9 protein-coding genes are annotated in these 12,968 nt (G+C 38.6%); 2 read left to right on the forward strand and 7 right to left on the reverse strand.

Translation table 11 applies throughout. The annotated features are described in order from the left end of the window. Positions 1 to 34 precede the first annotated feature (34 nt). The 7 genes from AB1A03_RS00490 to AB1A03_RS00520 all read right to left on the reverse strand — a co-directional run bounded on the left by AB1A03_RS00490 (position 35) and on the right by AB1A03_RS00520 (position 9,167). A complete protein-coding gene (locus tag AB1A03_RS00490; protein WP_354622643.1) occupies positions 35 to 1,732 on the reverse strand; it encodes a right-handed parallel beta-helix repeat-containing protein in 1,698 nt (565 codons plus the stop codon). A 142-nt stretch (positions 1,733 to 1,874) separates the two neighbouring features. Further along, a complete protein-coding gene (locus AB1A03_RS00495) occupies positions 1,875 to 3,215 on the reverse strand; it encodes an O-antigen ligase family protein (RefSeq protein ID WP_354622644.1) in 1,341 nt (446 codons plus the stop codon). Positions 3,216 to 3,303: 88 nt separating this feature from the next. Continuing rightward, positions 3,304 to 4,560 (reverse strand): glycosyltransferase, encoded by a 1,257-nt coding sequence (locus AB1A03_RS00500; protein ID WP_354622645.1) that lies wholly within the window; start codon positions 4,558 to 4,560, stop codon positions 3,304 to 3,306. A gap of 7 nt (positions 4,561 to 4,567) precedes the next feature. Then, positions 4,568 to 5,779, reverse strand: coding sequence for a hypothetical protein (locus tag AB1A03_RS00505; RefSeq protein WP_354622646.1), 1,212 nt, complete (start codon positions 5,777 to 5,779; stop codon positions 4,568 to 4,570). Between the two features lie 253 nt (positions 5,780 to 6,032). Then, complete coding sequence (locus AB1A03_RS00510; RefSeq protein ID WP_354622647.1) at positions 6,033 to 7,355, reverse strand: lipopolysaccharide biosynthesis protein; 1,323 nt, start codon at positions 7,353 to 7,355, stop codon at positions 6,033 to 6,035. Between the two features lies 1 nt (position 7,356). Beyond that, complete coding sequence (locus tag AB1A03_RS00515) at positions 7,357 to 8,343, reverse strand: sulfotransferase domain-containing protein (protein WP_354622648.1); 987 nt, start codon at positions 8,341 to 8,343, stop codon at positions 7,357 to 7,359. Between the two features lie 23 nt (positions 8,344 to 8,366). Continuing rightward, positions 8,367 to 9,167: a WecB/TagA/CpsF family glycosyltransferase gene (locus AB1A03_RS00520; RefSeq protein ID WP_354622649.1), complete on the reverse strand. Its 801-nt coding sequence runs from the start codon at positions 9,165 to 9,167 to the stop codon at positions 8,367 to 8,369. A gap of 287 nt (positions 9,168 to 9,454) precedes the next feature. Between AB1A03_RS00520 and AB1A03_RS00525 the strand changes: the two genes are divergently transcribed. Continuing rightward, a complete protein-coding gene (locus AB1A03_RS00525; RefSeq protein ID WP_354622650.1) occupies positions 9,455 to 10,951 on the forward strand; it encodes an exosortase C-terminal domain/associated protein EpsI in 1,497 nt (498 codons plus the stop codon). Positions 10,952 to 10,960: 9 nt separating this feature from the next. Further along, positions 10,961 to 12,967 (forward strand): alginate lyase family protein, encoded by a 2,007-nt coding sequence (locus AB1A03_RS00530; RefSeq protein WP_354622651.1) that lies wholly within the window; start codon positions 10,961 to 10,963, stop codon positions 12,965 to 12,967. The last annotated feature ends 1 nt before the right edge of the window (position 12,968 follow it).

Here is a 12,968-nt window from a genome sequence, read left to right on the forward strand (position 1 = left end):
TTTATGCCTCAAATAAATAACCAGATCCACCTTATTAATTAACTTCTATGTTAATTATCTCTGGTGATAACGGTTTTTCTTGGCCACCACCAGACTGAGAATCTTGATCTTCCATTGCTCCTATGTCAATCCCACCAACAACTCTTTTACCTTTATATATATCCTGAGTTAACTCCACACCAAAAACATCCTTATACTTATCTAGATAACTTTGGATATTAAAACCAGCACCAATAGCTGCTGAATTAGATGCAAGCGATACATTTTGTGATAAATCAGAAAATAATGGATCTTCATATAGGCAGGCAACACAGGTAACATTAGTCTGTTTTAATGAGACTGATTTAGAATAGACTACGTTATTGTTCACTAAATTAGATGACTGGGTGGACTCAACAAACAGATCATTGCCCATTTCGCTATTACGATTAAATAAAATATTATTTATATATACGTACTCACCTGTAGCAGCTTCTATACCTTTATCATAATTAATAATGGTATTATTAATAGCACCACCCGAAGAGCCTCCTCGGAAATGAATCGCCATACCAGAATCATATAAACCTCCTGCCCACTCAACATCCCAATCGGGGTGCTGCACATTTTTTATGACGTTACCAATTACCCATGTATCTAATGAGCTATCTGTCGCTGCAATACCACTCGCTGCATCACTAACTTCATTATTAATAACCCAGGTGTTGTTAGCCCCATTATGAATAATAATGGCTCCGCCCGTGGAACTGTTATTTTTATGCTTTTTCCAATCCCATATTCTATTATTAATGATCAATGTATTATTTGCTTCTTTAACGTCAACGCCATTTTCTAGATTACTATAAAAATCATTATCGGCAATATAGACATAACTCGGACGATTCACATCAGCTGTAGAAGCAATGCCAACCTGCACGGAATCTCCGCCCAAATTATATATTTTATTACGCAATATCCATACTCTATCCACATTAGATCTGGGAATAACACCATGGTAGTCGTTTTCAGAAGATACTCCATCAGCAGGATTAACATCATCAAAATCATTGCCAAATGCAGAAATATCATTATTAAAAACAACTAAATCGTGGAACCTATTATCAAGCCCACCATAAATTGCAATCGCAGCTGCATTACCAACATTCTCCCCATTACCACGAAATACAGAATTACGAATAACAGCATGATGCAAGTTGCTACCATTATGACTACGGAAACTTACATTTTTTTTCGGCAGGTTATATTCTAAATTTTCTAGAATGACATATTGCCCCTTAATAATAGTTTCACCACTAATTATAGCCCTATTATCTTGGTCAACCCCTCTAATCCAGACAGGCTTATCGGGTGTTCCATCGGCAGTAATTATTAATTGTCCCCCACCATCATATGGTCCACCATGAATTTCAACATATGCCCCAGCTGCATAAGTTCCTTCCATAATCGTTTTACGAGGTTTATCCGGCGAACCAAACTCATTATTTGTATTTGTCGCATCAGGATGACTTGAGTCGACATAATAACTTAGCAAACCTTGTTCGTTTGCAGCAGCCCAATTTGCAGGTGCTTTACCCGTAATTGGATGAACAATATCACCTACATAACCATTCGGAGCCCACGTATTGATAGGATCTGGAACACCGTTACCCACTTTATAATCTTCAGCAACCAATGTAGATGAACAAAGTAAGCTAACACCTAATAATCCAACCTTGCAATAATTCTTAAACATGTTAATCCCCTTTGTAACAACAGTACCACAATACATTTAATTAAAGATAAACATAAAATTAAATGTAACCATCCTATTAAATATAACCATGTAATGATAACTTACCAATTATCTAGCCACTAAAATGGTCATTTTTTGCGCATTATTTTTCTGACACACTAACTAAAAGGCTTTTTTCTCCTAAACGCACTGCTTTTCTTTCTATATAAACCCTGAGCATTAGGGCAATAGCAACCCACATTCCTACAGCACCCTCGCGTGGATAAAAAGTTTGACTACCAATAGATGCAATTAAAAATGCAAGTATTAATGCGAGACTCATTCCCCCTGTTACAACATAAATTTTATGGCTGCCATCTCGAAATAATGACCATGAATATCTAACTAATAGCAAGTAAAACCAAAAAACAGGTATAGCACCAATCAAGCCATTATCTTGAAGCCATTGCAAATAGGCATTGTGAGGGTGTGGAAAACTTTCGCCCTCACCATGCTCAAGCATTATTTGCAGAGTGATGCCTTGATTTTTCATCGCTTCTCGGCCATATCCTAACCAAGGAGCCTCACTTATAGACTCCCAAACTAATGGCCAAGCAACAACTCGCCCCGAAGTCACTGCGTGAAGATTTGCATTTCCTTCATCAAAATTTATATGATTAACTTGACTTTCATAAGAGGTATCTTGCTCAACTACCCCGTACATGAATCGTTCAACTGTAGAAGGGGCATAGATCAAAACGGCAAAAAACATAACGGGTACCAAAAATAAATATCTACGCCATTTAAAAATACAATACATGGCACCTAAAACAGCCCATGTTGCATACCCGGTTCGCCCTCCAGTCATTGCCATCGCAATTAAAATAACAAGACATGCTGGGAGAATAAATAAAAAAAAGCGCCTATTGCTTACATATTCTTTTAGACAAAAAACCAACCAAAAAGCACCGCTCATCATCATCGACATGTTTACACGGTGATAGCCCACACTTCTTGATATAACTTTTAAAGCTCTCCTTTGTAAACTCTCACCACTCATTGTTAATGAACCAAATTTCATTGCTTTGATTACCTGCAATGCCAAAAGAATAAACATCAATGCTAAGGCAATGACGGCAAAATCATATTGTTTTCTATTACGGCACCCATCAAAGATAATCATTGCGGGTAAAACCCATTTGAAACAGTTGAAAAGGTACTCGTTAAGAGCACTTAGCCCAGTATCCGCTTCTAACCCATAAACTTGCATCAACTCATCGACACCACTATGATCAGACAAATAACGGACTAAGCTGATAAAAATAATTAGGCCATATAAAAACAATAAAAAATTTAGATTTTTTGGCATATCCCAAGTAAAATTCTGCTGTTTTCGATGCAAAAGCCAAGAAAAAAAGGTATTAATAAACAAAAAATTCCAGTGATTTAAACCAGGGACACCTGCTATAGCTTTAGGCATATCAGGATGCTGAAAAACAGCCATAAGTAACACAAGCCAACAAGCAGCACGAAACCAATCTCTCCATGCATAGACACTTAGATAGGCAATAAGTAGAGTTAATAATGTAATTCTAATCACGCTGTAGCCCATTCTTAATTTGAAGTTCAGAAAATATTTTATGCCAATGTAATTCCACCTGTGCAAAGCTAAATTCTCGCGTATCTTGATATGCTTGTTTTGAGAAATCGAATTGCGAGCTTTGCGCTTCAAAAAATTTAATATAAGCAGAAGCAAACGCATCTTCTGTTAATGGGGAAACTAGATACCCATTTTTCCCCTCTTTTAATAAATCGCCAAGATCACCAACATCAGAAGTAATGGCAGGCACACCGACCATCATTGCCTGAATAAGAGCCTGTGACAAACCCTCTGAGTCAGAAGTTAGAGAAAAACATTTTGATTTTTGCAACCATTCATGAACATTATTCTGCCAACCAGCAAAATGAATATTCTCAGCAATTTCCAAACGTTCTGCTAAATATTGTAGAGCCTCTTTATCTGGACCATCACCCACAATAACAGCATTTAAATTAGGCAGAATTTGTTGCGCCTTTTTTATCGCTAGCAGAAAACGATCCACTCGCTTTATTTCCGATAAACGACCAATTAATATCAAGTCATAAATTTTGCTAACATTCTCATCAGGACAAAAAATAGTATCATCAAATCCACCCGGTACTATTTCACAAGGCGCAGTGATTCCTTTTTCTTGAAAATAGTTAATAGCGGAAGCACCCATCGTGACAATTAAACTCATGGTATTAATTGATTTTAGTAATAAGTTTTCAATAAAGAGATCAGCTTGACCAATACGGTTAAAGATACGATTCTCCGTTTTAATGCCGCCCCCTTGCACTTCTCTTGGGCCTCCACCACAAATATATATTGATTTTGCACCTATTAACCTTGCCAACAACGCAACAAAAAGACCGTTAATTAAAATATGAAAACCAACTAAGACATCGGGCCTTTCTTTAATCGCAATCCATGAAAAATAAAGCAAACGAGCGCCGACTTTACCCGTTATTTTTTGTAACCATTCGGGGGCGTAGGCACCTTGAACATTATTTATTTCGGGCACTTCAGTAGCAGCAACCATAGTCAGTTGTGCGCAATTACTGGCATTCGCCATGGGTTTTAAATGAGTAATTAGCCAGTGATCTGAATAAAATGTCCCCGTGACAAGTATTTTTACCTTTTTCGGTACCTTCTTTTGCGGCATGATTTTAAATAGGGTCAGTAAACAGTAATAAATAGTGAGTACAACTCTAATCATCCACCTATAAATATGCTGTCCCAACGAAGAGGAATTATTTGTATTTGTCATTGTATTATCATAAATTATTTGGAAAATTTAACGGTACCCAAGCAATGGATACGCTACTGCGATTTGTTTGATCAGGTTGATTAATTTGTAAATTTACGTATTGTTCACCATTGATAAAAACACGTGTTTTATCGGGTTTTTCCACATACCAAGTCACCCCGCTAAGGTCATCACCATGATAGTCTGTGGTGACGTAAATATGGGTTTCTTCTCCCTCTTGCTTTACCACAAAATCTAACTCTTCGGTCGTGCGCAGATAACCTAATAACCGCCGAGTCGTAGTAACCAAAATCTTTTGTTGGCCTTGGTAGCGAGCTAATAACTCAAAGGCTTTTTTTGTCTGTTCAGAAAAGGGAGCTTGTTCAGAAAAAACTTTTCCTAAATGGCTATAAAAGAGACTGCACCCTTGTTTATTAACTAATGTATTTAAAACTGACTCTGTCAGTACATTATGTATACCGCGAGCGGTATCGAACATAGATACGCCCCCCCATGAAGGGTTACAACGCAGAAATTCTAAAACAGGCGAGCCATCTATCAAGGTGGTTCTTCTTAATACTTTATTGGCTTTATGCATGGCATATTTTCGATGACCAAAACGTGCTAACCAGCCCTTGATAAACTCCAACAGGATAGTTTTAATTGATGCTTTAACTTGTTTACGATTAAAAATACTCGCGTAACTACGCTTAGCATTTTGGGCAACACAACTAGTTACCCGTCCCTTCCAAACAAAAGGTAAAGCCCCTGACTGTATGGTTAAATCCGCATGGTAAGCATCCGCACCTATTTCAGCACCATGGCCTTGCATTATGTCGTTATCTAAATTACTAGTCGCTTGAGCATGGTCGATCCATACTTCAATTTTTCTCGCACCTTGTCGAATTTCAAACCAGTATTTTTCTATTTGTGCTCGGGTCGTGACGAAATCACCAAAAGAATGTAAACAATCAATGTGACCCGATTGAATAAGTTGAAGGATTTTAGAGCGCCCATCATCATCCGTATTAGTATAAGAAAAGTTATGCTTAGGCATGTCAAAATAGATTGTATTACCTACCTCCAAACCAACGCCCTTTCCAAGTAGCGTATCTTCCGTGGTATTCAGATAACGCGCAGTCTCAAAATAGATCTCTTTATTTGGTGTTTCATCTAAATCACTGCAAATCGCAAGCATTGCCTGATAGGGATAAGGGTATTTTCGTAAAGATACTATCATTAACGTTTATTTCCCCATTCGAATTTAATTCTACGACAAGCAAACAGACATTTTCTCTGTAGTTCAGCAGGAAGCAAATAGATAAAATAAATAAACAGGGTCACGATAAGGGCTAAAATAAAAGCAAATAAGGCGTAACGATAATGATTCAACTCGAAGTAATATCGAGAGCAAGACAATAATGAAAAGAACGGTAACAAGTAAAAAATGGGTAATAATAAGCTTTGCAATAAATATGAAAAATAAGGTACACCTAGCTGACGGCAGGTATATGTTGGCACCAGATCCCATACACTATGCTCATCGGCACGACAAACAATAATGCAGCGGTTGTTAATGCTAAATTACCAACGCCTGTAAATAAAAGACCAATAACAAAAAGCGTCATTAGACTCAATAATGCAATGACTGAAATTCTACCATGTCGATTCATGCCCATTAGGATTCTGATTGAGCTATCTTGCCCCATTGAAAGTAATAAACCTGCCGATAAAATCATGATTAAATGCTTCGAGGCATAATCATCTCCCATCCATAAAGCAAGTATTTGATCACCATAAATAAACAAAAAACCTAGCGACGGTAAACAAAAAGCAAAGCTTAATTTAGTTGTATTAATAAATAGCGCTTGAATTGCTTGTGGATCTTTACTCCCTAACATAGCACCAGTAGTAGGAGTCAGCATTAAAGTAAATTTAGCCATAAATGTTTTTATTTGCTTGGTAAGCGCCATTGGTCTCGCAAAAACAGCCAATGCAGCAGGACCTATCGAACTGACTAGAATAATGCTAATTGTTTGCAACAAAATTATCGGGGGGACATTTGATAACATACTTTTTATACCAAATTTTAACATCTCTTTACAGGTAGCAAAATTGGATAAACGTAGGTTAAATGTAAACTCTTTACATATTTTTTTAACTGAAATAAAACGTAACGTTTCAAAAGTAACCGTTGATATAAAGTATCCAATCGCCATTCCCACCACACCTAATTCAGTGAAATATAAGGCAAGCACCATTAATATCAACGAAAAAACACTATCCCCGGCATGCAAGCTATTGTGAATATCCCAACGATGGTAACCTGTTAATAACCCTCGTGCTGAGCCAGATAACATCTGCATAGATAAACTAAACCCTAAAAACAGTATAACCCATTGACCAGTATGAGTGTGCTCTTGCAAGGATTCAGAAAAAAAGTATGGCAAGGAAAAATAAAACACAACCGTCGTTGTCACTACCACAGAGGCAATAATTAATTGCACAAAGACAACCGAATTAGCTACTTTATTCAGATCTTTTATCTCATTTGCTGCTCGATGCATCGCAATATAACGATTAAAACACGCCCCCATACCAAAACCAACCAACGTTAAGTAGCTAACAAAAGACCAGCCAAAATCCCATATACCTAATGCCGCTTGCCCCACTTTTTCATCGACTAAACGAGGCATAATAAAACCAGAAAAAATCAGCACTAACTGACTTATCCAGCTGATCATCAGATTCCATGCAAAACGGCTTTGTCCCGTTAGGTCTTCTGGTTTTATTACTACTGTCGGCTTTATCTCCATATTATTTTGTATAACCTAACTTTGTATGATATTCGCCAGCCACATCGTAAAATCGCTTAAGATCCGATTCGCTCATCTGTTCTTTCCAACGATCATCAAGCTTAATAACTTCAGAATCATCCAAACGCATACCATTACCGACAACATGGTGTTCAACGGTTTTAAAATCTAACCGCTTTTTGTTTGGGTCAACACCAATAAACTCAAAGAGAGTATCAAGCGTTTGTTCGGTGTTATTACAAATATCTTCATAATGCACCTTAATCCACTTATCTCTATCCATGGTTGCCAACACCGCTTGCGTTTCTTGATTACACCGCACCCATTCATGTGCCCCAACTTCAATCGAACGCCCTTTTTCTTGGGTTTTACCTGCCCCCCCGCCTCGCAACTTAGGATCTTTTGCATCAGCAAAATCTGAAGGATTCTTATAGGCTAATGCGACACCTCTACCGTCCCTTACCACCCAAATGACCTTAATGTCGAGGTCTTTGTTTTTCAGTAAATATTTAAGGCGAATACCAATTTTTGAAGAGTCTACAACTGCCTCAACATTCGCCTGTTCAGCGATTGCGCTGACATAATCAGCATTACGCTTTTGCAATTTGGGCAACTGTTTACGCCATGTCGGAGATGGTGATAATAAAATATCTCTAATAAACTCAAGGAATGGACCACGAACCAAGGGTTTAAGCAACCGTAATATATATGGTGTTGCTCCGGTTCGGATATCGGTCTCAGCGCAAGTGATACAAAACTCCTGCCCACGCTGCGCCATCTTTTCACTTACTCCTTTCCAGAATGAACATTGAGAGACCAGTGTTTTACAAGAACAAAGATAGCTATCTTGATCCCCTAAATGCACCGCCTTCAACTCTCCTACACTGCATAAGTCTGGATGAGCACCGAGTAACATCGCTGTCATCGTCGATCCGGAATGGCTAGCTGCTGCTAAATAAATTAGCTGTTGTTTTTTATTCTTGATCATCTTTAATGCGCGTCCATGACTAACTAAAGGGGTTTACTTGGAAGAAAAAATTCTTTGATTAACAAACCTAAAAACAGGGTATTGGTCACTAAATAGCGCTTCCATAAACGCCTTGGCTCCTGCTTGACTCGATATAACCACTCCAATCCCCATTTTTGCCATAGCAGCGGTGCTCGCTCTACTTTCCCAGCAAAGACATCAAAGGATCCACCAACACCATGCACAACAGGAACGCGCATTGTTTTATTCCAGCGCGCCATAAATTGTTCTTTTTTAGGTGAGGTGATGGCGACAAATAAAACATCCGCTTGAGAATCGGCAATTCTCTGCGCCACCGCCGCTTCTTCATCGTCACTAAAGTAACCATGCTGAGTTCCCGCAATAACGACACCGGGATAGGTTTTACGAATTTCAGCTTCGACTTTAGCAGAGACCTCCGGCGTTGCTCCGAGACAAAAAACGCGATAGCCCTCTGTATTCCCTTTCGCTAAAATACTAAACATTAAATCAATACCAGCAACACGTTCAGGCAATTTTTTTCTTAATAACTTACTCGCGAGCACTACCGAACTACCATCGGCCAAAATCATATTCGAGCTGAGAACATCATCATTTAATCCAGGATTTCGTTTCATATTGACAATTTTCGCAGCATTTAACATGCCGATATGCAGTGATTGTCTGTTCTTGATCGCGCTGTCAATATTATTGATAGCCTGATCTGAAGTTAATGCATGAATAGCAATACCAAATAAAGATACTCTACTATTCTTGACATCAAATGTTGAAAGGGGGGTGCTTGATGCACCTTGTAATACTGACATAAACCACTCTCCCTAGTCGAAAATATCATGATGCTATTGTTGTGTGAAAGCTGCGTGTACAATTAACAACCTTTCCGCCTTGTAAAAAGTAAACTCTTTAAAGGCAATATTTTATTAAAATAACACGAGATGACACAATAAGCAGAGTCTTTTTTGATGGAGCCTTGATATTTATGCGGCATAAGTTGAAAAACTGCGCTTTACATGAAAAATATAACTAATATCATAAACACCATTCACAACAAAAATAAGATAATGGTAGATAATATCATATTAGGGATAATTATATGTGGGCATGGAATAGAATTACAGTAGCATCATTTTTCCTTTTAAATTTTCTACTCCTTTTAATTATTAATTCATCGGCTGTTTTTGAGGTGTTCGATGAGTGGTGGAGTACCGGTCCCTATAACCATGGTTTATTAGGATTAGCGGTGGCGATGTATATCATTTGGCAGAAAAAAGATATCTTTGCTGAGCCACAGGTTAATCACTTTAGCTTGCTGTTATTGTGTGCCAGTAATTTACTCCTCTTTGTTGCTAATATTGCAGCTATTGGTCAATTACAGATAGCCAGCCTATTTCTTGTCCTGTTATCTTTATTGGCAAGCTTCTGGGGCTTCAAAATAGTCAAGAAACTATTTTTACCACTTGCCATGATACTGCTCATTCTCCCAATCTGGAGCATAATACAACTTCCGTTGCGCTCTATTTCAACTTGGGTAAGCTTCCACCTTGTTGATCTCTTAAACTTTGAAATAATCCGAAACGGGTATGAACTACTAACCCCCGGAGGTACTTTTATTGTTGAAGAGGCATGCTCTGGATTGGGCTTCTTTTTAGCTTCAGCACTATATGCGCTTTTTGTCGCACAAATCAATCACCTTTCACGTAAAGCTGGCATCCTATTCTTTTTTATCGCTATCACCGTGGCGATTATTGCCAATTGGATCCGTATATCAACCATTATTATTGTCGGCAGCCAAACAGCCATGCAGCATTTTATCGTGCAGGACCACCTCACTTTTGGTTGGCTCGTATTTGCAGGGTGCTTTATACCAGTGATCATTATAGGTAATACTTATTTTGGCGAACAAAAAGTAGATAAAGTAGATATTGTCGAAAAAATTAAAACAACGGAGTCACTCGACTATATTAATAAATGGTATCTATTAGGGATTCCGACCATCATCATCGCCTTTGCAGTTTGCACACACTTTATCTCCTCTAATTTTGATCCTAAATACAAATTTGTATTGCCAAACATTCCACATTATAAACTGATTGTCATCAACAAGGCAGAAAGCCACAATTGGTTCCCCCTCTCAATTGGCGCTGCAAATGAAGAATTCAGCTACTATAGCCAGAATGAAAACTTAATACAGGTTTACCTAGCAAACTATGTTCGACAACAACAAGGTGCTGAAATGATTTTTGTAGGGAATCGATTATTTGATAAAAATCGCTGGGTTATCGTAGACCAAAAAAGAGTTACTCTAAACCACTCAAAACTGCAACAAATCAACCTAATAACGCTTCGTAAAAATAGCTATCGTTCTCGAATTATTGCCTATTGGTATTACGTTGATGGCCGTTTTGTAGCCGATAAAAAACAGGCAAAATGGCATGAGTTACTGGCAGCACTAAAGGGCAAACCAGGGGCTAGTTTAGTTGCTATCGCATTCGATTATAATAGCGAAAATGAGCAATCAGCATTAAAAGCGACCACTGACTTCGCGGTCGCATTCGCTAATCAGCCTATTCATATTGAAACATCCCAATAAGAAGATTTTATGCAAACACTCTCTTGGTATATAAAACGTATTAAAACCATGTCGCCTAAAGAAATAATTTGGCGTATCACTTCATTGTCATCGGCACTTATTGAACATTATCGGGTCAAATGCAATTGCATATCTCAAGCAAAATTTATTGCTGCTTATCAAGAAAAGGCCCCCTTCGCGCCTCCCTTCCGTGTTTTTGTTGGTGAAATAAACGATTTCATTCCCCAGTGGCGTCCTGCGTTAATCAATAAAGCGGATAAGGTTTTACAACACAAACTTAGCTATTTTGACCTACAAGATCATGATTTAGAAACGCCTATTAATTGGCATAAAGACCATGCAACGGGGATGCAAACAAGCCTCGCCCCGATTATGTCAGTCAATTATAGGGATATTAGTAAAAATGGCGATTGCAAATTGGTTTGGGAGCCAAATCGTCACCATCAACTTGTTGTTTTGGCACGCGCTTACCAAGTTAGCAAAGAGTTAAAGTACGCACAGGGTATTGTCTCACAAATCACCTGCTGGTTAGACGCTAATCCTTACGGTTATGGCATGAACTGGCGCAACCCTCTTGAATTAGGCATCCGAATGATTAACTGGGTCTGGGCAATTGATTTAATGCTAGATTCAGGTTTATTTACTGGGGAATTTAAAAGACGCGTATTACAGTCTGTTTATTTACATTGCCGCGATGTCAGTGGTAAGTTTTCACAGGGATCATCAGCAAATAATCATTTAGTTGGAGAAGCGGCTGGCGTTTACATTGCCGCCAGTTATTTTTCTATGTTCAAAGAGGCTAAACATTGGCGAGAAAAAAGTAAAGCCGTATTAGAGAGAGAAATTCAAGCACAAACATTTATCGATGGCTGTAGTAAAGAGCATGGTTTTAGCTACCAATTTTTTGTCTTCCAGTTTTACCTATTTTCATCACAAATGGGCGAATGGCAAGAAGTTCGCTTCTCAGATGATTATATGCACACACTAAACAAACTTGCTGAATTTATCGCATTAGTTGCACAGGGGGGGGACAATTATCCGATGGTCGGCGACCAAGATGATGGCTATGTACTTGATCTGGGAGACCATGTCCACAATATCAATGCACTCTGTGACCTTGCAGGTCATCTCTATGGCAATGAAATATTTGCCATCAACTATGAGCAGCCAAGTGAATCGGCATTTTGGTTATTTCATCAACGTAAACAAAGAAAACTGCAGCCGTTGGCACATGCAACAACACCTTTGCTGTCACGCCAGTTTATAGAATCTGGATACTTTTTATTGCAAGCGGGATGTTTAGATAATCACGATCAGGTCAGTGTTTTATTCGATTGTGCCGAACTCGGCTACACTTCGATTGCAGCACATGGACACGCTGATGCACTTAGTTTGGTGATGCGAATCAACGGTAAAGATCTATTAGTCGACAGTGGCACCTATGATTATTACAGCTTTCCAAAATGGCGAGATCAGTTTAGAAAAACCCAAGCACATAATACATTGGAAGTAGACGGTTTAGACCAATCTGTCATGACGGGACCCTTTATGTGGGAACAACATGCACATGCACAATGCTTACTTTGGGAGCCAACGGAGAACGGTGGAGTCGTATCGGGTCAACACAATGGTTACCAGAGACTATCTTATCCATTAATGCATCAACGAACAGTAGAATTAAATTCACAGAAAAAACAATTGCATATTTACGACAAGATTGTATCGCAAGGCGCGCATGATATAGCCATCTATTTTCATCTATCGGAATATTGCCGCGACCTACAAATATCAGACCACACTTGCCGCTTAATTTTAGGAGAAAACAGCGTTGTTATCTCACTGCCTGAAAATTTAACCGTACAAAGCATTCACGGAGAATGGCATGACGACCCCAACCATCCATCATTAGGCTGGGTAAGTCGCGGTTACCACCAACGCACGCCCATAACCGCGCTGGTCGTTAAAGGAAAAGTTAGCGGAGAGCAAACATTTAACACCACCATTAAGTGGCATTAAA

This window comes from Psychromonas sp. MME2 (genome assembly GCF_040566515.1).
Classification (GTDB): domain Bacteria; phylum Pseudomonadota; class Gammaproteobacteria; order Enterobacterales; family Psychromonadaceae; genus Psychromonas.